This window comes from Klebsiella sp. 1SOBk10mer, from assembly GCF_046602535.1.
Taxonomy (GTDB): domain Bacteria; phylum Pseudomonadota; class Gammaproteobacteria; order Enterobacterales; family Enterobacteriaceae; genus Klebsiella; species Klebsiella quasipneumoniae.
Genome location: NZ_JBKIUP010000007.1, coordinates 14,820 through 36,365, shown reverse-complemented (window position 1 = coordinate 36,365; position 21,546 = coordinate 14,820). Strand labels below are relative to the sequence as shown.

General features: G+C 49.7%; 22 protein-coding genes and 2 pseudogenes. 18 read left to right on the top strand and 6 right to left on the bottom strand.

The genetic code is table 11. From position 1 onward, the window contains the following. Window positions 1–11: 11 nt before the first annotated feature. The 3 genes from brxC to ACLH1I_RS18310 are packed head-to-tail and all read right to left on the bottom strand — an operon-like array spanning window position 12 to window position 4,866. Window positions 12–3,653 (bottom strand): BREX system P-loop protein BrxC, encoded by a 3,642-nt coding sequence (gene brxC, locus ACLH1I_RS18320; protein WP_058836894.1) that lies wholly within the window; start codon window positions 3,651–3,653, stop codon window positions 12–14. A gap of 11 nt (window positions 3,654–3,664) precedes the next feature. Next, window positions 3,665–4,267 (bottom strand): DUF1788 domain-containing protein, encoded by a 603-nt coding sequence (locus ACLH1I_RS18315; RefSeq protein WP_058836893.1) that lies wholly within the window; start codon window positions 4,265–4,267, stop codon window positions 3,665–3,667. Then, window positions 4,264–4,866, bottom strand: coding sequence for a DUF1819 family protein (locus ACLH1I_RS18310; protein WP_119676838.1), 603 nt, complete (start codon window positions 4,864–4,866; stop codon window positions 4,264–4,266). Before ACLH1I_RS18310 ends, ACLH1I_RS18315 begins: the two co-directional genes overlap by 4 nt. A 648-nt stretch (window positions 4,867–5,514) precedes the next feature. On the opposite strand from ACLH1I_RS18310, the gene ACLH1I_RS18305 reads away from it, so the two are divergent. The 4 genes from ACLH1I_RS18305 (at window position 5,515) to ACLH1I_RS18290 (ending at window position 8,707) form a co-directional block, all read left to right on the top strand. Then, the gene (locus ACLH1I_RS18305; protein WP_058836891.1) at window positions 5,515–5,853 is read left to right on the top strand and encodes a hypothetical protein; all 339 of its coding nucleotides are present in this window, start codon (window positions 5,515–5,517) and stop codon (window positions 5,851–5,853) included. After that, window positions 5,840–6,232: a hypothetical protein gene (locus tag ACLH1I_RS18300; protein ID WP_058836890.1), complete on the top strand. Its 393-nt coding sequence runs from the start codon at window positions 5,840–5,842 to the stop codon at window positions 6,230–6,232. The genes ACLH1I_RS18305 and ACLH1I_RS18300 overlap by 14 nt, the downstream gene beginning before the upstream one ends. A 33-nt stretch (window positions 6,233–6,265) precedes the next feature. After that, window positions 6,266–6,963 (top strand): IS1 family transposase gene (locus tag ACLH1I_RS18295; protein WP_228703518.1). Its coding sequence is split into 2 segments (ribosomal slippage): window positions 6,266–6,515 and window positions 6,515–6,963, totalling 699 coding nucleotides; the frame shifts between segments, so codons are not numbered across the junction. 151 nt (window positions 6,964–7,114) lie between these two features. Then, entirely contained in the window at window positions 7,115–8,707 is a 1,593-nt protein-coding gene (locus ACLH1I_RS18290; protein WP_058836888.1) for a YfjI family protein, read from the top strand. Between the two features lie 340 nt (window positions 8,708–9,047). On the opposite strand, the gene ACLH1I_RS18285 is transcribed toward ACLH1I_RS18290, so the two are convergent. The 3 genes from ACLH1I_RS18285 to ACLH1I_RS18275 form a co-directional block, all read right to left on the bottom strand. After that, entirely contained in the window at window positions 9,048–9,266 is a 219-nt protein-coding gene (locus ACLH1I_RS18285; RefSeq protein ID WP_058837150.1) for a helix-turn-helix transcriptional regulator, read from the bottom strand. Between the two features lie 121 nt (window positions 9,267–9,387). Continuing rightward, window positions 9,388–10,017, bottom strand: coding sequence for an inovirus Gp2 family protein (locus ACLH1I_RS18280; protein ID WP_058837149.1), 630 nt, complete (start codon window positions 10,015–10,017; stop codon window positions 9,388–9,390). A 711-nt stretch (window positions 10,018–10,728) separates the two neighbouring features. Beyond that, window positions 10,729–11,900 (bottom strand): IS3 family transposase gene (locus ACLH1I_RS18275; protein ID WP_370511359.1). Its coding sequence is split into 2 segments (ribosomal slippage): window positions 10,729–11,642 and window positions 11,642–11,900, totalling 1,173 coding nucleotides; the frame shifts between segments, so codons are not numbered across the junction. Window positions 11,901–11,932: 32 nt separating this feature from the next. On the opposite strand from ACLH1I_RS18275, the pseudogene ACLH1I_RS18270 reads away from it, so the two are divergent. The 14 genes and pseudogenes from ACLH1I_RS18270 to ACLH1I_RS18205 all read left to right on the top strand — a co-directional run. Continuing rightward, window positions 11,933–12,040: pseudogene (locus ACLH1I_RS18270) on the top strand (IS66 family insertion sequence element accessory protein TnpB); the annotation flags it as partial. Beyond that, a complete protein-coding gene (gene tnpB / locus ACLH1I_RS18265) occupies window positions 12,037–12,387 on the top strand; it encodes an IS66 family insertion sequence element accessory protein TnpB (RefSeq protein ID WP_009309933.1) in 351 nt (116 codons plus the stop codon). The pseudogene ACLH1I_RS18270 and the gene tnpB, both read left to right, overlap by 4 nt. A 30-nt stretch (window positions 12,388–12,417) precedes the next feature. Next, window positions 12,418–14,010: pseudogene (gene tnpC, locus ACLH1I_RS18260) on the top strand (IS66 family transposase). A gap of 161 nt (window positions 14,011–14,171) precedes the next feature. Then, window positions 14,172–14,990, top strand: coding sequence for a DUF932 domain-containing protein (locus ACLH1I_RS18255; RefSeq protein ID WP_058836884.1), 819 nt, complete (start codon window positions 14,172–14,174; stop codon window positions 14,988–14,990). 354 nt (window positions 14,991–15,344) lie between these two features. Beyond that, a complete protein-coding gene (locus ACLH1I_RS18250) occupies window positions 15,345–15,809 on the top strand; it encodes an antirestriction protein (RefSeq protein ID WP_058836883.1) in 465 nt (154 codons plus the stop codon). A gap of 11 nt (window positions 15,810–15,820) precedes the next feature. Continuing rightward, on the top strand, window positions 15,821–16,300 hold the full coding sequence (gene radC / locus ACLH1I_RS18245) for a RadC family protein (protein ID WP_058836882.1): 480 nt from the start codon (window positions 15,821–15,823) through the stop codon (window positions 16,298–16,300). A 20-nt stretch (window positions 16,301–16,320) separates the two neighbouring features. Then, a complete protein-coding gene (locus tag ACLH1I_RS18240; protein ID WP_058836881.1) occupies window positions 16,321–16,542 on the top strand; it encodes a DUF987 family protein in 222 nt (73 codons plus the stop codon). A 22-nt stretch (window positions 16,543–16,564) separates the two neighbouring features. Then, window positions 16,565–16,924 (top strand): type IV toxin-antitoxin system YeeU family antitoxin, encoded by a 360-nt coding sequence (locus tag ACLH1I_RS18235; RefSeq protein WP_040246534.1) that lies wholly within the window; start codon window positions 16,565–16,567, stop codon window positions 16,922–16,924. Window positions 16,925–16,975: 51 nt separating this feature from the next. Beyond that, window positions 16,976–17,353, top strand: coding sequence for a TA system toxin CbtA family protein (locus ACLH1I_RS18230; protein WP_119676835.1), 378 nt, complete (start codon window positions 16,976–16,978; stop codon window positions 17,351–17,353). Further along, window positions 17,350–17,808: a DUF5983 family protein gene (locus ACLH1I_RS18225; RefSeq protein WP_058836879.1), complete on the top strand. Its 459-nt coding sequence runs from the start codon at window positions 17,350–17,352 to the stop codon at window positions 17,806–17,808. Before ACLH1I_RS18230 ends, ACLH1I_RS18225 begins: the two co-directional genes overlap by 4 nt. Before the next feature lie 62 nt (window positions 17,809–17,870). Next, complete coding sequence (locus tag ACLH1I_RS18220; protein ID WP_058836878.1) at window positions 17,871–18,074, top strand: DUF957 domain-containing protein; 204 nt, start codon at window positions 17,871–17,873, stop codon at window positions 18,072–18,074. A gap of 81 nt (window positions 18,075–18,155) precedes the next feature. After that, complete coding sequence (locus tag ACLH1I_RS18215) at window positions 18,156–19,001, top strand: DUF4942 domain-containing protein (RefSeq protein WP_058836877.1); 846 nt, start codon at window positions 18,156–18,158, stop codon at window positions 18,999–19,001. 143 nt (window positions 19,002–19,144) lie between these two features. Next, window positions 19,145–19,942, top strand: a complete 798-nt coding sequence (locus ACLH1I_RS18210) for a helix-turn-helix transcriptional regulator (protein ID WP_058836876.1) — start codon at window positions 19,145–19,147, stop codon at window positions 19,940–19,942. Window positions 19,943–20,234: 292 nt separating this feature from the next. Then, window positions 20,235–21,500, top strand: a complete 1,266-nt coding sequence (locus tag ACLH1I_RS18205) for a tyrosine-type recombinase/integrase (RefSeq protein WP_117058229.1) — start codon at window positions 20,235–20,237, stop codon at window positions 21,498–21,500. Window positions 21,501–21,546: the final 46 nt, after the last annotated feature.

The window sequence follows — 21,546 nt, the reverse complement described above, 5'->3', positions numbered from 1 at the left end:
TGAAATGGGGGTTACTGAAGACGAATCCGGTCACCTGCCTCAATGGCTGCCAGCAGGGCAGCGCGAAGCGTATCAAGCGCTTTTTCCACCTGCTCGGCGGTTTCCAGCACTTCACAACCGGTGGCTTTGCGCATCTCGCTGGCGACATTGACCAGATGCGTTTTTTTCGGTACCGGTTGGATTACGGGTTTTTCTGCCACAACATAGGTCTGTTGTGATTCTGCAGCGCGTGTGGCTTCATTCGCTGCTCGTAGCTGGGCTTCCTGCTTTTTACGCAGCTCGTCGATCCACTGGTTAATCTTCTTTTCTGCATCCGTTTGTAGCGCTTTCGTCTCTTGCTGTTCCGCCAGAATTTCCGGAATCGAATGGCTGACCTCAGCGCGCTTTCTGGCTTTTTGCATCGGCAGCAGAACGCTGTTTTGCAGCTCCGATGTGGCATGCGCTTCCTGCAAACGTTGACGACTCTCTTCGATGCGGGCGTCAATTCGTTCCAGGGCGCGCTGGCGGTGCTGTTCAACTAACTGATGGTTAACGTTCTGAACCTGTTCAATCAGCGGCGTGATGCGATTGAGATGCTTGTAAGGCTCCGGCATCTGCCAGATGCTTTCCAGTTCACCCAGCGCTTTTACCGCCACGGCGTCTTTTTCCAGCGCGCTGCGGTTGGATTTAAAACTGCCATTCAGTGCAGCACCCAGTTTTTGCCAGGTGGCAAACTGCTTGCGGTAGAAATCGACCAAATCTTCACGATCTTCACTGAAATCCAGCAGTTCATTGGCCTGGCTGGTGACCTTCTCAATCAGGGCAAAATCTTCATTTTCATTCAAAATGGAATTCAGCAGGCGCAGACCTGACTCAATCTCATTTTTGCCTGGATTGTTTCCACCTTCCGCTTTCGCTCTGAAGACATTCAGCTCTTGCTTCCAGTCGTCGAAGACCTGACGGATATGTTCGACCAGTGCGGGTTCTTCACGTTCGCTAAACGGTTGTTGGGCAATCTCCGCCATGGTTTGGGCGGCTTTGCGAATTTGTGATTCGTCGTGACGACGAATTTTGTGCAGACGTAGCTCGCTGTGGCGACGGCTGTTATTGAACAGCTCCCAAACCTGCTTACGCTCGATATTGTTATTCTGCTGGCTAAAGCTGAATTTGCCTTTACGTGCTAGGCGAGCAACCAACAGCTTCACTTCTTCTTCTGGCCATCCATAAGGACGACGAGCAAAGTGGTTCAGAATATCGCGTAAATAGACTGGCTTATTGAACTCGATGTTCATGCTGACCCAGGTTTCCACCTCGCGCATTGCGTCGGGATTGGATTCTTCTGTGTCGCCCAGATCCAGTTCCGCATCATTTTCTAAAGTAAGCTGGTGATTAATCTCACGTGCGATTTCGCCATTATAAGGACGCAACATTTTTAGCTTGCCGAACGTGTTTTCAATCACGTAACGGCAGGCTTCATCCACAATGCTGGATGGCGTCGAAGATTTCTTCGGTAAGCGCTCGCCAATCGCCCAGACGTCTGCTTCGGCAATAAGCGACTCCAGCTGGACGCGCAGCATTTTTTCGCGAACGCTGTTCTCGCGGGCTTTTTCTGAAAGCAGGCTGGCCTGTTCCGGGCGTTGTCCGGCGTTGTCCTTGAGGAATTTTTCGGTCTGAACGACTAAATCAATGTCGGTCCAGGTGCGTCCCTCCTCAGGGAGGCGAATCAAAATACAGCCATCACCTTCCGAAGTATAAGGACGGCAGGCGGCATCGCTGTTATAGAACGTATAGGTCGGATCTTTTGGCGTGAGAATTTTTACCACCAGATCGTTAAGCATTGCGCCGTCCAACGGATGCCCGTTCAGGAAGCGGCTGATATCAAAGTCCTGCTTATTCGCTGGATAGCGATATTTTCTGTTTTTCAGAATGTCATCAAAGATGATCGACGCCAGTTTTTTATTGATCGCTGAGAAATCGATTTCGACGTTGCGGATCTCGTTCTCGATCTCTTTTTCTTCGTTGGTCAGGAACACGTATTTGTCTTCAACGCGTGCAATCAACATTTCCCGTTCCAGTTTGTTCAGGCTTTTTTCAACGCGGCGGCGCAGATCGACTTTATCAGCATCGATTTTATCAATGGAAAGGGTGACCAGATTATCGAGTGTACTTTTCAGCACATCGACATAACGGATCAGGAACAGCGTTTTCAGTAAGTTGCCATCGAATTCATCAAGAATGCCATTCTGGCAGGCCTGAGTGATGGTGCGGCTGACGGCCGGTTCCAGGAAGCTCTCAATCGCGGCATAAAAACGCCAGAACGGCACCAGAGAATCCAGACCCTGCGGGGCGATTTGCTGTGCCGCAGTCTGGAACGCTTCTAACTGTGAGCGTTCACCCATGGCTAACTGTTTACCGGCGGCACCTTTGGTCCGGATAGACTCAAAAACCTTCTGCAGAATCTGGTAGTGCCACGGGACAAACGGGTAGTTATCAATAAATTCTTCTTCACTGGTGTAAGGACGCAAAGAAGCGGTGGTTGTAGGGTCAAAGGCAAGCTGGTTACGCAGAATGTCGCCTTTTTCCTGCCAGACTTTAGCCAGCGCGGGTTTTGCAGCATCGGTTTTCACCAGCAAACGTTTTTGGATAACTTCGGAGGTATTGGAGCTTGAAAGCTGCAGGCGAGTTGAGAAGCGGCCCTGTATTTTAGAGAAATCTTGCCCGTCGCGGCTGCTCATGCCGCCAATGGCCGCATTGATATCTGCCTGGGAGGTAACAATAACCCATGCGCGTCCACCACAGATAACACCCAAGTTTTCAGTGATAGTCTGCAGCTTTAACATCATCTGCGTATTTTTACCGATGAACTGGCCGACCTCATCTACCATGAAGAGGATATTTTTGCCGTTTTCATCCAGCCACTCTTTGACCCACTGGCAAAAATTATTGATATCTAATGGGAAGTTCTTATCGAGCTGTTCCACCCATTGACGCGAGGCGTCAACGCTTTGACCTGTGGCCTGGCTTAGGGCTTCTGCCATTTCATCGCTGATGAAATAGTAGGAATCGCGCTCTTTTTCCCAACTTGATCCAGTGATAGTGGAGAATGCGGTCTTAAACGCGTCGTATTGGCCGCGTTTAGCCAGCTCACGCTCCAGATGGGCGATGTGCGGAAAATCAGCGCAGTAGCCAACCCGTTCGTTAAATACCTTCAGGAAGACTTTAAGGATGGCATCTTCTTTGTCATCGACGTTAGCACGAGAATCAATATTGAATAGAATCACTTCCGTCGGATGATGGACCGCTTTGTTGATATCAGCGAGGAACAGAGCATCTTTGATTTTGTCTTCAAAGAAGGCGTATGCATGACGTTCCGTACCGTTATGGCTGACTTTGCGGTTAGACAAGAGATACGACAGAATCTTGATAAAGTGTGATTTACCTGAGCCAAAGAACCCTGACACCCATACGCCGATTTTATTTTCCATGCGTATGCGCTCCGGACCGGTTGCCGGAACATAAGATTCAAAGAAGTGGCGCAGATGTCCTTCCAGTTCCCGGGTGATGACGTATTCATCAAGCTCAATCCAGGCACTGGCATCGTCCGTCTGTTCGGCTTTTACAACGCCATTGATATTTCGGTCCAGACGTTTTTCAAAGATCTGTTCAATATTCATTGCTGTGCTCTTTAATGAGGATTCAATGTCGCCGCAGGCCCGCTTTCGGGTACCAGCCTGAAGGCGCGATAGTAATTTCGGGAATCAATGCCCGCCAACGGAGAGAGGTCGTGTCCGCTATAGGTTCCCGGATAAAACATCAGCAGGGGGGTGAAACCCATCACGTCCTGCAAGGCGCTCATCAGCTCATGACCACGAACCAGCGGCCAGGCATTACCCATGCCCGTCAGGATGACAAATTCTTGATTCTGAAGATCGACTTTTTTTGCTATGTAATCTGCGATCTTTTTCTGGTTTAACAAGCCAACGAGCTGTTTTTTCAGCGCTTCGGTACCTACTTTCACTTCCTGCTGACAGACGCGTTCAAATAACTCACGTTCAGTGAGCATGTCGATGATGATCTGAAAGATGTTGAGGTGCGCGAACTTGTGGTCCTTTTCCAGATTACGGAACAGATACTTCAGGTGTTCACGTACCTGCAGCTCATTCTGAGCAGGATAATCAAAAATCCAGAACCCAATCTCATTACCGGAGCCGTTATTTTTGAGGAAGCGCTCTTCGCTAATGCGGTTCTGAACCTGTGACAGGCGGTATTCAAGCACGGGATCGATCACCGTTGCCCCTCCAGAATAGAAACCAATTCTTGTTGTCCAAGGCGCTGCAAGGTTGCCTGAGTTTCTGGTAAAAGAAAGACTGACTGGAGATTACGTCGACGTGGCGTATCCAGATAACCTGCTTCAGCCAGTGCTTTGATCAGGTTGTTACCCATTTTTTTGATGGATGAATCTGAGTAACTGGTGAGTACGGGCTGCTGGCGAAGATGGCTGGCCACAAACTCATCCCAGCTATCCATAGGAAGCTTTTCTTTAAATTGTCTGCGAAGGTCGTTCACCACTTCAGCCAGAAAGTCTTTAACAACCGGTGAATGGAGGACCAGAGCGACAAACAGCAATTGCTGACGCTCGCGCTCGCTTCCTTCCGCAATAAGTGACCACGCCACTTTATCAAGCGTATTCAGGCGTAGTTTTATCGTTGTGGCATAGCGCTTCGCCGTATTGGCAGAGGAGGATTGTAGAATGTTATGACCAACGATCTGCTCTTGCCAGGTCTGTTCATCGGGATTGGTAAGCATGAGCTCAGCGATGATTCGACTTTCCCTGCTCATAAGCGGCCCGCCTAGCAGGTCTCCAATCCATGCTTTGTCGTTTTTCACCGTCATTTCTACCCTCTGAAAACTGCTATGCTGCTCGCAAAAAACAAACAATGATTGTAATGGGGGAAGGGACCGGATGCCATGAGAAAAGGCAATTTGTGAGAGGGGAGGGCTCTAATAAGGAGCACTTAAATCTCACCTGCATGGTGGTGCTTGTTCTGGTCAAGTTAATCAGAACACTGTTTTATCATTCATCTGTCCATATCATTCGGGGACAGTTCACCGTTGCAATATGGTTTTGGTCGACCTTGTAGTAATGGATGGTGTTGTTGAATAAATAGAGATTATACTGCGAACCTACAAAGGCGGCGGACTCCCTTAACGTAAAATCAGTAGGTTAGAGTCAGGCTTGGAAGGGGCTCGCAAGAGTGACAAGCATCTTTAACCAATGCCGAGATCCGCGGCGAGAATGCTAATTCCGAGCACGTTCATAGGGGACTGTCAGTGGTGTTGTGATCATTGTTCCTCGCTTCCGAGGGAAGAACTAATGCCGGTGTACTTTACTATGAGGGCGAGTGTTTGTGTCCATTTCTGATCCGCAGGTACCTTAACGGGATGTTATAAACTGATAAACATTGACCTTGATAGAGGGCTCCCGCCACGCGTCATGCTATTTTTACTCGTAGTTTCTCCAACGAATTCAGTACAATGTACATTGATAAATTTTTAACTGAATATGATGAGTCGCTGACCGGCGAGATGAATATCGACCCTTTGGGCCAACTGGTTATCTGGTCATCCTGGGGACTGGACCTCTTTCACGGACGCATCACTTCTATTGCCAATGATGTCAGGCAGTATACGCTCAACCTGCTGCACCACAGCGTCATCCGAAAAATAATGCTGGATGATGCTGTGCAAACCGCTGGCGCGATGAAAATACGCTATCCCAAAAAGCAGCTCAGAGAGTTTATCGCGGCAAGCCTTATCCAACTGGAGAATATTTATTCGATGCTGGGGGCGGAACGCAGGTGTGCAGGGGATTAATAAGGCCAGGGCAAAATGGCATACCTCAGATAAGAACCCTCAGCTCACTTTTGGCCATCAGAAGGAAAGTGAACTGCTGACAAATCAGCTTGCGCTCGGTACCAACGGCCGCTACAAATCACCGATGATCAGTATGCGTTTTTTCACGACGACCTACGACTATGATCTGCCGGATAGTAAGCCTGTATGGGAGGCCGCTGAAGCCTTTATTCGCCAGATCCCCGAGTTACACCAACTGCATACTGATGTACTGACCTATCTTAAGTCGCTGATGTGCGAAGCAAGCAAGGATGCCCTGACGCTCTTCTTCAGTAATATCCCCGACAGTCTTAAAACTCGCTACGTCAGCGTATTTCGGGTAATACTACCAACTTGCTGATTTAGTGTATAATGGTGTTTTTGAGGTGCTCCCGTGGCTTCAGTCTCCGTCTGCTGTCCCTCCTGTTCCGCTACTGAAGGCGTGATGCGTAATGGCAAAAGTACTGCCGGGCATCAACGTTATCTCTGCTCTCACTGCCGTAAAACATGGCAGCTCACCTTCACTTATGCCGCTTCTCAGCCCGGTACACACCAGAAAATCATTGATATGGCTATGAACGGTGTCGGTTGCCGTGCCACCGCACGACTAATGGGCGTGGGCCTCAACACCATTTTGCGCCATTTAAAAAACTCAGGCCGCAGTCAGTAACCTCCCGGATACAGCCGGGAAGTGACATCATCGTCTGTGCGGAGATGGACGAGCAAAGGGGTTACGTCGGGGCCAAATCACGTCAGCGCTGGCTGTTTTACGCGTATGACAGGATACGCTGGGCGGTGGTAGCCCACGTTTTCGGTGAACGCACTATGGCCACACTGGAGCGTCTTCTGAGCCTGCTGTCAGTTTTTGACGTGGTGGTATGGATGACGGATGGTTGGCCGCTGTATGAGTCACGTCTGAAGGGAAAACTGCACGTCATCAGTAAGCGTTACGCGCAGCGAATTGAGCGACACAACCTGAATCTGAGACAGCATCTGGCAAGGCTGGGCAGGAAGTCCCTGTCGTTCTCCAAATCGGTGGCGCTGCATGACAAAGTCATCGGGCATTACCTGAACATAAAACACTACCAGTAAATTGGAGTCATTGCCGTCAATGTTATCTGTAATACAGTTATGACAGCAGGCAGGACTGACAGAGACACTAACACTACCATCCTCCTCAGGTTCTGTTTTATGCTGTCTGAATTGTGTTACCACACTACGGAATGACGAAGGAACAAGGTCGATGAATTTATCCCCCGAATTGTATAATGCCAGCCAGGTAAATCTTCCGACACTGCAGTACAGTCCTGTGAAAAAAGCCTCAGAACCCTATCCGGTCCAGCAATTCCCCCCTGTTCTCCGGAATGTCATCCAGGCATTACATAACAATACCCAGATCCCGGTAGAGCTAATTGGCAATGTGGTACTGGCAGCAACGTCATTAACTTGCCAGTCATTGATTGAGGTTATTCAGCCCCATACGAATATGCCAGAGCCCTGTTCACTTTACCTGATGACTATCGCCGAATCGGGCGAAGGAAAAACAACCATTAACAAGCAGGTCATGAAACCCTGTTACGCATTTGCAACAGAGATTATTCAGCAATACGAACAGCAGGTCATCGACTATAAGAAAAAATTAAGACTCTGGAAAATCCGTCAACAGGCTCTTGAAAGCAATTTAAGACAGGCGATAAAAAAGAACTATTCAGGAGAAAATGAAGAGGCAGAAATAAGCAAACATGCTCAAAATGAACCACAGCGTCCTGCCCGGCCTAATTTCATTTATGAAGATACCTCACTCAAAGCACTAGTTGAAGGTCTGAATGAACATCCTGAAGCAGGATTTATCTCTGATGAAGCTATTACCTTTTTTAAAAGTTATCTGAAAAACAATACGGGACTGCTGAACAAAGCCTGGGATGGTGAGATGTTTGATTTTCGTCGGGCAGATGGAGAAATTTATCAAATCACCCCGCGTTTGACATTTTCATTAATGTCTCAACCCGGGGTGTTTAGGAACTACATAAATAAAAATGGTGTATCAGCACGAGATAGCGGTTTCCTGTCCCGTTTTCTTTTTTCATGGGTAGAAAGTTCAATTGGCTCTCGTCAGGTAACTCACGAAAAAATAGATGCAGACCATGATTTAAATATTTTCCACCAGAGACTGGACGAGCTTCTCAAGCTTAACAGGTGCTTAATTAACAATCCCACAGCGAGTAAGAAACAGCTAACTCTGGAAAATGAAGCGCTGACATACTGGAAAAACAACCGTACAGAAATTGAAAAAAAGATAGCATCACAGGGCGAATGGGAACATATCCGTGATATAGCATCAAAAGCAAGCGCCAACATCCTCAGAATAGCCGCACTTATCCAGTTTTTTTACGACGACACCCCCGAAATAATTTCTCTCGAGGCAACTCAATGTGCAATTAACTTAATGGAATGGCATCTGAACCAAGCCTGCATGATTTTTTATACGATGTCAGAACGTTTCCAGTTTGAACAGGATGTTCGCGAACTGGATTCATGGATTATGGACAGAATCAGGCAAAATAACAACTGTGCTATTTTAAAAAACGACCTGGAAAAATATGGACCGCATCGCCTCAGACGCACTGAGAAACTGACGCCAGTTCTAAATCAGTTAATCAGTCAGGGCTACTTTGTTATCATTCAGATGAATTCACATCGCGCACTTTACGTCAGCCCCCACTATAAAAATGGCGACGTTCTATTCCCCAGAGGATTTTGGTGGCACTCTGGCTTCAATATTATCCAGTCATATAATAATACAACAGGAAGACCCTATGATGTTGCAATCAGTTGACGACTCAGTAATACCTGAATGCTATTTCATGCGATGAAAACAAAAAATATCAAAAGAGAGATGACTTTCATATGAAACAATGCCACGGCCATCTAACTCATCCGATGTGCGATTAACATATAATCACTTTTAAGGCAATAACCTAAAAAACACTGGCTTTCGGTGCTACTGTAGCAACGAAAGCCAGATTTAAAAAACAACCATAAGTATAGTGGCTCACAAAGCAGGCTAAGCAACTCAATAGCATGGTGCGGGCTAAAACATCTGATGGATGCTGAACCTTCGTTTTATATGGATTTGTAATCGGATAAGTATAATTAACATCGGATTATCTGTGAATTCATTCCTGATTACGTGAGGTGGCAATACGTAATTTAACCCAGTTCTCCACCTCACTCTTAAGCCAGCGTGAACTGCGCCCCAGCTTAATCGGTTTTGGGAATAAACCATCCTGTATTAATTTATAGAACCATTTATCACTGCACCCTGTATATTCAGTAATGAATGCCATATCGACCATCTTATCACTGAGCAGGCTGTGGGTTATTGTATTAGTCATGACGATTTCTCTCTGTCTTAATGGAATGAAAGACAGGAGTGCCAGGAAGGATTGATTTATCGTTAACCTGGTACTCCGCCATAACATTCCTCTCGTCAGTAGAAAAATATTGATGACCTGATCAGTACTGACTGCATCCAAAGTTACGCTGGCTGTCTGAATTATCTTTGCTGTAATCCTTGGCCAGATAATTAAGCCTGTCAGTGACATTGGATAACTGAGCCGCATAGTTATTGTTGTTTTTACTCAGGTGGTAGTAGCAACTGGCAGGAAATTCTACCAGGGGATAATATTTCTGATGATTAACCAAAGTATTCAACCCCAGTGCCCGTACCCAGGCCTCCATAATCATCATGGCCAGGTTGTGGGTATATTCTCCATCGGTGCTAATATAGCTTCCTGGATAAGCATAGGCTTCACGATTAAAGAGCAAGGCCACGTGATAATGCTTTTTACCGTACTTATTAAACTCCCTTGCCCAGATATGACGAACATGGCAAGAATGAACTCGTTTACCTGCATGACATTTTTTCAGTAAGTCAGCTTCAATCTGTGCTTTAAGAGAAACAACGAAACGGGTGACTATTCCTGAATCTGAGTTATATGAGCCTGTCTCAATCTCAGGAAAACGAAGATCTACCCTCAGGACCATTACACGCGGATACTCATTCAGGGCTTTAGTGATAGTATCCTGAATACGTTTAACGTAATTCTTGTTCAGTGTGCCGTAGCTGTTAGTATTGATACTCATGATGAAAGACCTTGTGTTAGTGAGTTTGTTCAATAGGATATATCCAGACAGTAATAAATTACTTTCTGTTCTGTAGATTAATATCAGGAAGTGATAGGGGGCGAATGCGTGTTATTGATTTGACATCAGGTATAATATCTTAGGTTGGTTATATTCATTGAATGAGTTTGTTATATGATTTTGCACATATAACCATTGCTCTATCTGATACGCTTGCTAATATAATCATGTAAACACTAATAAGTGTACCTATATTATTGTATTACCAACCCGACAAATATTAACGTATATTTATAGAGGAATACAATAGAAGAAAATACTTAAACCTCGTATTTTTACATCAGATAACCGCTTGTTTTTACTCTCAAGTTAGCACTCATTTCTCAAATCATAGTCAGCTAAAAAATGGTCTGTTACACCTACTCTGTACTCCCTCAAACGGTCCTCTTACCAGGAACAACTCACCTCCCTCAAGAATGACATTGAAAAAAAATTCAGATCTATATTACTCCTGTGATAACGGTAGCAGAAATGCTGCCATTTTGTAATTTCACTCACGGAGGCCAATGTGTCTGATAAGAACAATCAGTGGTTCTGATACTCTGAAACTGCCATTATTCCCTCTCCCCGGTGAGTCCTCCTGCAGTCCTCCTGCAGAATATCTGCATGCTTCTCCCGCTACGATGCGGCCATATCTCCTTGGTTTGGCCCCTATATTTCCATACACTTTTTATCACCTAACCCATCACTGCTTCGCCGCCGCAGATATTCACGTGGCGAACGATATCCCAGTGCACTATGCGGATGCCATTCGTTGTAATGTTCGAAGGCCTCCGCAAGGTTCTTTACCGCTGTTAACCCGTCGGGCTTTGGCATGACGCTGATGTAATCGCGCTTCATCGTTTTCACGAAGCTCTCCGCCATCCCGTTGCTTTCCGGGCTACGTACCGCCGTATGTTTAGGCTCCAGTCCTACCATTCTGGCGAACTGACGCGTCTGATGAGAACGGCAGGCTGAACCGTTGTCTGTCAGCCACTCAACGGGGGATGTCGGCAGGCTGTTACCGAAGCGACGCTCCACTGCACCCAGCATGACATCCTGCACGGTTTCACTGTCATATCCACCGGTACTGGCCGCCCAGTGAAGTGCCTCACGATCGCAACAGTCCAGCGCGAACGTGACCCGCAGTTTTTCACCGTTATCACAGCTGAACTCGAAGCCGTCAGAGCACCACCGCTGGTTACTTTCTCCAACGGCCACTTTCCCTGTATGCGCCCGTTTCGATGGCGGTATTTCCGGTTTACGCTCAAGCAGCAGCGCATTCTGACGCATGATGCGGTATACACGTTTGGCATTGATCACCGCCATGTCGTCAGTTTCTGATTGCCTGCGCAGCAGTGCCCATACCCGACGATAACCATAGGTGGGCAGATCGCTGATAACGTCATGGATACGGGCCAGTGCTTCAGTATCATCAGGCTTGCGCTTGAGCCGACGATCCTGCCAGTCCTTCGACCGACGGGCCATGGCATGCAGTTGCGCACGTGACACCCGGAGGCAACGACTGACAAGGCTTATTCGCCATCCTCCGGCAACAAGGGCACGTGCGCTATCCACTTTTTTTGTCGACCATATTCAACAGCTTCTTTAAGCAGCTCGTTTTCCATGGTTTTCTTGCCCAGCAGGCGCTGCAGCTCTTTGATTTGCTTCATCGCAGACGCCAGCTCCGACGCGGGCACAACCTGTTCTCCAGCGGCAACGGCTGTGAGGCTGCCTTCCTTGTATCTTGAAGACTGATTAAAATTAATACGATTAGATTTGGCAAAGCGTATGCAGCCCGATGCCTTCCAGGGTTCAAGCCCGTGTATCTGAACCACCAACATAAGATAACGGTTCCGGGCAGTGTCCGCTGAATGCTTCCTCCTGCAGCGTGGAGTTCCGCCACGGTAAAATAAGCCTCGAAAACCCCTCGCCGGAGTTGCTGGGCGTGCTGCTCCGCGAGCTGACCGGGAGAAGCCAATGATATCCCTCCCGTCAGGTACCCGTATCTGGCTGGTTGCTGGCGTCACGGATATGCGTAAATCGTTCAATGGTCTGGGCGAGCTGGTACAGCATGCCCTTGATGAAAACCCGTTCTCCGGCCACCTGTTTATCTTCCGTGGCCGCAGAGGTGACACCGTAAAGATACTCTGGGCCGATGCTGACGGCCTGTGCCTGTTGACCAAACGGCTGGAAGAAGGCCAGTTCATCTGGCCTGCTGTACGCGATGGTAAAATCGCCATTACCCGCTCACAACTCGCCATGCTCCTCGATAAGCTGGACTGGCGTCAGCCAAAAACAGCTCGTCTTAACTCACTGACAATGTTGTAAAAAGAGCATGACCGCATTATAAATGGGGTCATGAGTCAGGACTATCTCGCCCGTATCGCCGCGCTGGAAGACGCGCTTCGCCAGAAAGACAGTCAGCTTAGTCTCGTTGCTGAGACTGAGTCGCTCCTGCGTTCAGCGCTGGCGCGCGCTGAAGAGAAAATAGAGAACGAAGAGCGCGAAATAGAGCATCTGCGGGCGTAGATAGAAAAACTACGGCGGATGCTGTTCGGTACCGGTTCTGAAAAGCTGCGCCGGCAGGTTGAAGAAGCCGAAGCCCTGCTGAAACAGCAGGAGCAGCAAAGCGAACGTTACAACGGCCGGGATAACGATCAGCAGGTTCCGCGTCAGCATCGCCAGTCGCGCCATCGTCGTCCTCTGCCTGACCATCTTCCACGCGAAATAAACAGGCTGGAGCCCGCCGAAACCTGTTGTCCGGACTGCGGCAGCGATATGGCATACCTCAGCGAAGTCAGCGCAGAGCAGCTGGAGCTGGTCTCCAGCGCCCTGAAAGTGATCCGCACGGTCAGGGTGAAAAAGGCCTGCACCCGATGCGACTGCATCGTTGAAGCGTCGGCACCATCACGCCCCATCGATCGGGGTATCGCCGGGCCGGGTCTGCTGGCCCGCGTGTTAACGGCCGAATACTGCGAGCACCTGCCGCTCTATCGCCAGTGCGAAATCTTTGCCCGCCAGGGCGTGGATCTGAGCCGGGCTCTGCTCTCCAACTGGGTGGATGCGTGTTGCCGGTTGATGGCACCGCTGGATGAAGCCCTTTATCGTTACGTGATGGACTGCCGCAAACTGCATACGGACGATACCCCGGTGCCGGTACTGGCACCGGGGTGGAAGAAGACGAAAACCGGGCGCATCTGGACGTATGTGCGTGATGACCGAAGCGCTGGATCGTCAGACCCGCCAGCGGCGTGGTTCGCCTTCTCCCCTGACCGACAGGGGAAACATCCTCAGCAGCATCTTCGCCATTATCATGGCGTACTGCAGGCCGATGCCTTCGCAGGGTACGACAGGTTGTTCAGCGCAGAGCGTAACGATGGCCCGCTAACAGAAGCTGCATGCTGGGCCCACGCGCGTCGAAAAATCCACGACGTCTATATAAGTACTCAGACGGCCACCGCCGGGGAAGCCCTGAAACGTATCGGTGAGTTGTATGCCATCGAGGCGGAAATAAAGGGAATGCCGGCAGAGCAGCGCCTTGCCGAACGTCAGCAGAAAGCGAAACTGCTACTGACATCCCTGGAAAGCTGGCTGCGTGAAAAGATGAAAATCCTGTCGCGACACTCAGAGCTGGCAAAGGCGTTCACGTATGCGCTAAACCGGTGGTCAGCTCTGACGTACTACGGGGAAGATGGCTGGGCGGAAGCGGACAATAATATCGCCGAAAACGCGCTGTGGATGGTCAGTCTGGGCCGAAAAAACTTCTTGTTCTTCGGTTCGGATCATGGTGGTGAGCGAGGTGCGCTGCTGTACAGCCTGATCGGGACGTGCAAGCTGAACGATGTGGATCCAGAAGGCTACCTTCGCTATGTTCTTGACGTTATTGCTGACTGGCCGATAAACCGGGTCAGCGAACTGTTGCCGTGGTGCACAGTCCTGCCAACTAAATAGCCCTCGTTCGTCAATACGGTTTTCGCTGTACGCTTACTCTTTAGCAACACCACTATTTTCTTCAATCTGGCACTACCGCAAAACAGCACCACGGGCCATGCTTCCTTACCGGAGTGTGACCTGTCTGCGTTTATGCCGTTAACCACACAGGAGTTTTTACGATGCGATTAGCCAGCCGCTTTGGCCGTACTAACCAGATACGCCGCGACCGTCCACTGACCCGCGATGAAATGATGCAGGTTGTTCCCAGCGTGTTCAGTGAAGACAGGCATGAGTCCCGCAGTGAGAAATATGCATACATCCCGACTATCACGCTGCTGGAGAATCTGCAGCGGGAAGGGTTTGAACCGTTCTTCGCCTGCCAGTCCCGCGTCCGTGACCCCGGCAAACGTGAACATACCAAACACCTGCTCCGGTTGAGACGCGCCGGGCAAATCACCGGCATGCAGGTCCCGGAGATTATTCTTTTAAATTCACATGATGGATCAAGTAGTTACCAGATGCTACCAGGGTACTTCAGAAGCGTCTGTACTAATTCACTCGTCTGCGGAGAGTCGTTTGGTGAAATCAGAGTTCCGCACAGGGGCAACGTGGTTGAGAAGGTTATCGAAGGTGCTTACAAGGTGCTCGGGGTCTTTGACCGGGTGGAAGAGAAGCGCGATGCCATGCAGTCATTGTTGCTACCACCGCCGGCACAGCATGCGCTGGCAAAAGCCGCACTGACGTACCGCTTTGGTGAAGAACATCAACCCGTCACCGAGTCGCAAATCCTCTCACCGCGCCGCTGGCAGGACGAAAGCAATGACCTGTGGACGGTTTACCAAAGGCTCCAGGAAAATTTGATTAAAGGAGGATTATCCGGGCGTTCAGCGCAGGGCAAACGCAGCCGCACCCGCGCTGTCAACGGTATCGACGGTGACCTTAAACTGAACCGGGCCTTGTGGGTGATGGCAGAAGAACTGCAGCTGGCGCTGAGCTGATGCAGCACGTTCCTGAAAATGCCTGCCAGACAGCTGCCTGGCCCGTCTCTCTGCAAAACCAGCCCGGCTGTCGTTCTGTATCCGACGATGACCTCTGCGCCTGGTGCAGGCATCTCTGCTACCGGCCTGGTGAACTCAGCCTGTGCCGACTGTCAGTGGGTGACGGCATCTGGCCCTCACTGGTTGATGTCGATGGCTATGCACAATCCTGCCTACAGTTACACCTGAACATACCACCTGCTGAACTCCGGTAACGCATTCCTTCGCCATCACGCCTCAAATCACAGTTTCCACATCCACATCAGGTTCCCGTTAATCAGGGCCGCACTGATGATCTTTCAAAAGGAATAACCAATGAATAACGCTACAAATCTGCAAACCCTTTCAGACACCGAAAATACCAACACCCTCACCGCCACATTGTTGCCCGATGAACAGCGCATCGGCTTCTGGCCGCAATACTTCGGCAACATCCCACAGTGGATAACCCTGGAACCACATATCTTCGCCTGGATGGACCGTCTGTGCGCGGATTACAGCGGAGGTATCTGGTGTTTTTATACGCTCAGTAACGATGGCGCGTTTATGGCTCCGGAGCCTGGCAGTGGCGATGATGAAAAATGGACGCTGTTCAACCCGATGAATGGTAACGGCGCGGAGGTGAGCGCAGAGGCCGCGGGCATAGCGGCCAGCCTGATGGCTTACAGCCACCACGCCATGCGCACCGAATGCGACGCCATGACAGAGCACTATTACCGCCTGCGGGACTACGCGCTCAACCACGCGGAATGCAACACCATTATGCGCATTATTGACTGAGGTCAGTCGCTATGGAACAACAACTCCCGCTGTTTGCCCGCGAGTTAGCCCCCACTGACCAGCAGACCATCCGGGTAGCCTTAACCCTGCTGGAACGCCAGCTACGTGAACCCGGCGCGCCATTTACCTCCAGCAATGCCGTCCGCGACTGGCTGCGTCTGCAGCTTGCGTCACTGGAGCGGGAAGAGTTTACCGTCCTCTTTCTTGATAACCAGCATCGCCTGATAGCCCATGAAACCCTCTTCACCGGCACCATCAACCATACGCAGGTCCATCCCCGCGAAGTGGTGAAATCCGGTCTCAGGTATAACGCTGCTGCTGCCGTGCTGGCACATAACCATCCCTCCGGGAAGGCGGAGCCCAGCCAGGCCGATCGTCAGGTCACTACGCGTATCCAGCAGGCGCTGGAACTGGTGGATATCCGTCTGCTGGATCACCTGGTGGTGGGTGGTATGGAAATCACCTCGTTTGCAGAGCGTGGCTGGCTATAGCACAACAGGGAAATAACCCGATGAATATTATCAGTAAACGTCAGACGATGGCGATATACCGCCAGTATCCGCAGTCCCGGCTGTTTCGCTTCTGTACCGGCAAATGCAAATGGTCCGGCAGCATCTGTCACTATGCCGGGCGGGAAGTCCAGGATATCAGCGGTGTGCTCGCGGTCTTTGCAGAGCGCCGTCAGAACCGCAACGGTCCATATGTCGTCCTGCGCAGCGTCACGCTCAATTAACGTTAATTTAAGGAAAGCTAAATTGTCGAATGAAATACCGGCAGTAAACCACGATATCGCTGAACCCTGGTGGGGCCTTAAGCCCACCGTCACACCGTGCTTTGGCGCACGACTGGTGCAGGAGGGCAACCAGGTGCACTATCTCGCCGACCGCGCCAGCATCACCGGTCAGTTCAGCGAGGCGGATTTACGCCATCTTGACCAAGCCTTTCCGGTACTACTCAAACAGCTGGAATTGATGCTGGTTTCCGGTGAACTCAATCCTCACCATCAGCACGGCGTTACGCTCTACGCAAAAGGGTTGACCTGCGAAGCCGATTCACTCGGCTCGCATGGCTACATTTATATTGCGATTTATCCAACGCCTGCAGCAACCGCGTAAACCTTCGCACGACTTTCCCTTATTTTAACCCATCAACAAAGAGATCCCACTATGCAAACCCAACCGCTATCCTCCAGGCAGGAGGCTTCGCCACGCCCGTCACCGGTGGATATCTGGCAGCAGCTTCTGAGTCACCTGCTGGATCGTCACTACGGTCTGACGCTTAACGACACGCCATTTGGTCACGATTGCGTGATTCAGGAGCATATCGACGCGGGTATCTCACTGTGCGATGCCGTGAATGTTATCGTGGAAAAGTACGATCTGGTGCGCACCGACCGTCCCGGTTTCAGCGCAGAAACACAGTCGCCGCTTATCAGCAGTATCGATATTCTCCGCGCCCGCAAAGCCACCGGGCTGATGACCCGCAACGACTACAGAACGGTGACCGACATCACCACCGGTAAATACCGTGAGGTGCAGCCATGAAGCTGTCCCTCACAGTGGAGGCCGATACCCTCAACATACTGGCCCTCAACATGGGCCGGATCGCCGTCGATATCGACGGTATCGAACTGGCTGCGCTGATTGATGTGGTCTGTGACAACGGTTATTCACTTCGCGTTGCTGACGAGCCCGGGAAGCTGGTTGTTGAAGATCCACTGCCGCCTGTCACGCGCATTAACGGCATCCAGTGCAGTACCGCGCATATTACCCGTCAGGATAACACTATTCTGGACCAGACCTCTCTTCAGCGACATGACGGCAGCAACAGCGACGGGATATTGTACACCGGCTACGGCTATCTGCTCAGGCTGAACGCCCGCTTATACCCGGTCCTGGAGCTGAAGCGAATGGGGTTATCAAAGGCCTGTCGCCGGTTAGTGGTGACGCTTATGCGTCGCTATTCCGCTGACATCATCCACTTTGATGCTTCAGGTTAAGTGCTGCCCGGCTTTACCACCTTTGACTAGTGATGCATCCCCGGTAATCACAAGGTATTTTCATGCCACCATTAACCACTGAAACCGCCCTCAGTATTCTGATCGACTGGCTGCAGGAAAACATCTGTTGCGACAGCAACATCATCTTCGATAACGACGAAGACAATACCGATTCAGCGGCGCTGTTGCCATGGATTGAACAGGTGCTCAGGGATGTTCGCGATCTTCGTCATCTTCAGCTTCTGCAACAGGCCGGTACAGATTAGCCTTCGCACCCTACTCATCACGTACATACAAGCGCCAGTCCTCATCGGCTGGCGCTTTGCTTTATATAAAGGAAATAAACAATGTCAGAACTTACTGTCACCGAACCCGAAGTATTAACCGGTCACACCGAGGTGATTTGTTCCACCAGCATTGAACGCACCGTCACCGGACGTAATGCCGCGCTGGCGCAGATTGAAACGTTGATACAGCAGCTTGACGATATTTCAACGCTGACCCACAGTATCGGCGGAAAAACCGCGCTGGACTGGGCGATGAAGCAGAACTTCCGTTGCGGCTGCTGGTTGATGGAAAAACCAGAAGTGGCGATGAAAGCTATTACCCGCAATCTCGATCGCGGTATATGGCGAGACCTCATGAAGAAGTCAGGGATGCTCAGTCTGATGGATGCTGTAGCCCGTGAGCAGTGGTACAACAGCCTGGAAAAGGACGACATTCCGGCTGTCAGCGAAGAGAATATTATGAGCACCTTTGAGCAACTGCATCTGAACAAGGGGGAGGTGTTTGAGCGCGGAGTGATAAATGTGTTCAAAGGCTTAAGCTGGGACTATCGGACGAACAGCCCCTGTAAGTTTGGCGCGAAAATCATTGTGACGGGACTGGTCAAATTCGACCGTTGGGGATTTGGGCTTAACTGGGGCTGGCAACGTGACCGGTTAGCGGATCTTGAACGTATGCTGATGCTTCTGGACGGGAAACCAGTTCCCGACAACCGTGCCGACGTCACTCGTCGACTCGGCGATCATATCCATGAGAACAGGCACAGCAATCGTTACGAGGACGAGATGTTTGCCATCAAATATTTTCAGAAGGGAACGGCACATATCACCTTTAAGCGACAAGGACTGGTCGATAAACTGAATGACATCATCGCCCGACACTATCCGGGGATGCTGGCTGCTAAGTGAGTGTAAAAGGTCTTCTCTTTTGGGTGATGGCCTTTTAAATCTTCCACACTTATGACAAATTCCTATCTGAAAACACGTTTGTGTGTATTTACGCGTTTTTGTGTTTTGATGTCAGCCATCAACCTCATGAGAAGAGTGATGCCATGTTACAGAACAACATCAAACAGCTTCGTACTCAACTGTCGATTACGCAGCGCGAACTGGCGTATATGGTCGGCACCAGCCAACAGCAAATCCAACGCATCGAAACCGGAAAGGTCGCAGCAAAGCTGGGCACTGCACAGGCAATATGCAATGCTTTGGATAAGCCTTTAAACATCGTATTCCCGGAAAGCGATCGGTTGATTAACGACTTTCACAAGAAGCGCCGTAAAACCGATGATGATCTTGAGGCGATAGCTACAAGCGGTATTGAAATGGATAGCGGTCTCTGGATCGTAAAACTCTGGCTACAGGGGCAGCAGGATTATTTATTGTTGCCCATTTCAGCTGCTGATAAGCGGAGGTTTTATTATTATTTTCAGGAAACAGCTAGCCCGAATGTAGAGCGGTTCTTTGTCTTTGACTCGGATCAGTATCGTTATGCGTTAAATATGCGTGAAGTGGTATTTCACCAGTTCTTGTCTGATGGTCTACCGCCAATCGTTGCTGAAGAAGATGATGATTACGAAGACGATTATTTTAATGTCCATATCACCTTGGTGAACGGTGGCCCTGTGATTCCGCTGAGTGTTGAGCCTGATGCGCCGCAAAACGAAGAGGCGGATGATATCTGTCAGTTGAATGCGTTCTTTGACAAACTGGACTGCGAGCCTGAAACCACAGATCGTTATATGTTAACCGACGAAGATGGAGAAGATGCTTTTATCCGTATTGGTTCTATTGCCATGGTACGAGTCGTACTTGACGCGCTGGAGCCTGTGGAAGAAGATGAAGAGTAGTTTTTAGCTAGATATATTCTCAGGGAATCGCGTTGAGTATACATGTGAGTATACAATGTGGTTTCTTGTTTTTATAAACCAATGAATTTCAATTGGTTATGGCGTGAATTGCGGTGCGGCCTTCGCACCATTAGTACTTCCCAGACCATCCGAGAAATTCCATCAAACCCTTTAAAATCAACGTTTGCAGCGATTTTACGTCCTGAGTTGTCCGAGGTAGTCCGTTGAAATCCGGATGTCATTGGGGGCATAATTGGGGGCATCTTAACTTCGATAAAAAATGTGCCCCCAGATGAAGCTCAACGCCAGACAGGTCGAGACCGCAAAGCCAAAAGACAAAACCTACAAAATGGCCGATGGCGGCGGTTTGTATCTTGAGGTTTCGGCCAAGGGTTCTAAATACTGGCGCATGAAATACAGACGCCCCTCTGACAAAAAAGAGGATCGCCTTGCCTTTGGTGTTTGGCCTACGGTGACGCTTGCTCAGGCAAGAGCAAAGCGTGACGAGGCTAAAAAGCTCTTAGTACAGGGCATTGACCCAAAAGCCGAACAGAAAGAAGCTCAGGCTGAGAATTCGGGGGCATACACTTTCGAAACCATTGCTCGTGAATGGCATGCCAGTAACAAGCGCTGGAGTGAAGACCATCGATCACGCGTTCTGCGCTATCTTGAGCTTTATATCTTCCCTCATATCGGTTCGTCCGACATTCGGCAGCTTAAAACCAGCCACCTGTTAGCACCGATTAAAAAAGTTGATGCCAGTGGTAAGCATGACGTTGCGCAGCGTCTTCAACAACGTGTCACGGCTGTAATGCGTTATGCCGTTCAGAACGATTACATCGACTCTAATCCGGCCAGTGATATGGCCGGTGCGCTATCGACAACCAAAGCGCGACATTACCCCGCTTTACCCTCAAGTCGATTCCCTGAGTTTCTTGCACGTCTTGCTGCATATCGTGGCCGTATAATGACACGGATCGCGGTTGAGCTTTCCTTACTAACTTTTGTACGTTCCAGTGAATTACGTTTCGCGCGTTGGGATGAGTTCGACTTCGATAAGTCTCTCTGGCGTGTACCTGCAAAAAGAGAAGAAATTAAAGGCGTGCGGTACTCATACCGTGGCATGAAGATGAAAGAGGAGCATATCGTTCCGCTTAGTCTGCAGGCGATGGCTTTGTTAGAGCAGCTCAAGCAGATTAGTGGTGATAAAGAGCTGCTTTTTCCGGGGGATCATGACCCAACCAAGGTTATGAGTGAAAACACGGTAAATAGCGCATTACGTGCGATGGGCTATGACACTAAAACAGAGGTCTGCGGACATGGGTTTAGGACGATGGCGCGTGGTGCGTTGGGAGAGTCAGGTTTATGGAGCGATGATGCGATAGAGCGCCAGCTAAGCCACTCGGAACGTAACAATGTACGTGCAGCATATATTCATACTTCTGAACATTTGGATGAGCGCCGGTTGATGGTCCAGTGGTGGGCTGACTATCTTGATGAGATAAAAATCATTTACATAACACCATATGATTTCGCCAAAATGAACAATCGCAATTAATTTTTTTAAGAAAGGGCTGAAGAATACAGCCCTTTCATGTCTAATG

What these genes read in the sequence shown, in the direction of transcription:
- brxC (WP_058836894.1), bottom strand. Translation starts at nt 3,653, where the DNA reads ATGAATATTGAACAGATCTTTGAAAAACGTCTGGACCGAAATATCAAT.
- ACLH1I_RS18305 (WP_058836891.1), top strand. Translation starts at nt 5,515, where the DNA reads ATGTACATTGATAAATTTTTAACTGAATATGATGAGTCGCTGACCGGC.
- ACLH1I_RS18290 (WP_058836888.1), top strand. Translation starts at nt 7,115, where the DNA reads ATGAATTTATCCCCCGAATTGTATAATGCCAGCCAGGTAAATCTTCCG.
- ACLH1I_RS18285 (WP_058837150.1), bottom strand. Translation starts at nt 9,266, where the DNA reads ATGACTAATACAATAACCCACAGCCTGCTCAGTGATAAGATGGTCGAT.
- ACLH1I_RS18280 (WP_058837149.1), bottom strand. Translation starts at nt 10,017, where the DNA reads ATGAGTATCAATACTAACAGCTACGGCACACTGAACAAGAATTACGTT.
- tnpB (WP_009309933.1), top strand. Translation starts at nt 12,037, where the DNA reads ATGATATCCCTCCCGTCAGGTACCCGTATCTGGCTGGTTGCTGGCGTC.
- ACLH1I_RS18255 (WP_058836884.1), top strand. Translation starts at nt 14,172, where the DNA reads ATGCGATTAGCCAGCCGCTTTGGCCGTACTAACCAGATACGCCGCGAC.
- ACLH1I_RS18250 (WP_058836883.1), top strand. Translation starts at nt 15,345, where the DNA reads ATGAATAACGCTACAAATCTGCAAACCCTTTCAGACACCGAAAATACC.
- radC (WP_058836882.1), top strand. Translation starts at nt 15,821, where the DNA reads ATGGAACAACAACTCCCGCTGTTTGCCCGCGAGTTAGCCCCCACTGAC.
- ACLH1I_RS18240 (WP_058836881.1), top strand. Translation starts at nt 16,321, where the DNA reads ATGAATATTATCAGTAAACGTCAGACGATGGCGATATACCGCCAGTAT.
- ACLH1I_RS18230 (WP_119676835.1), top strand. Translation starts at nt 16,976, where the DNA reads ATGCAAACCCAACCGCTATCCTCCAGGCAGGAGGCTTCGCCACGCCCG.
- ACLH1I_RS18225 (WP_058836879.1), top strand. Translation starts at nt 17,350, where the DNA reads ATGAAGCTGTCCCTCACAGTGGAGGCCGATACCCTCAACATACTGGCC.
- ACLH1I_RS18220 (WP_058836878.1), top strand. Translation starts at nt 17,871, where the DNA reads ATGCCACCATTAACCACTGAAACCGCCCTCAGTATTCTGATCGACTGG.
- ACLH1I_RS18215 (WP_058836877.1), top strand. Translation starts at nt 18,156, where the DNA reads ATGTCAGAACTTACTGTCACCGAACCCGAAGTATTAACCGGTCACACC.
- ACLH1I_RS18210 (WP_058836876.1), top strand. Translation starts at nt 19,145, where the DNA reads ATGTTACAGAACAACATCAAACAGCTTCGTACTCAACTGTCGATTACG.
- ACLH1I_RS18205 (WP_117058229.1), top strand. Translation starts at nt 20,235, where the DNA reads ATGAAGCTCAACGCCAGACAGGTCGAGACCGCAAAGCCAAAAGACAAA.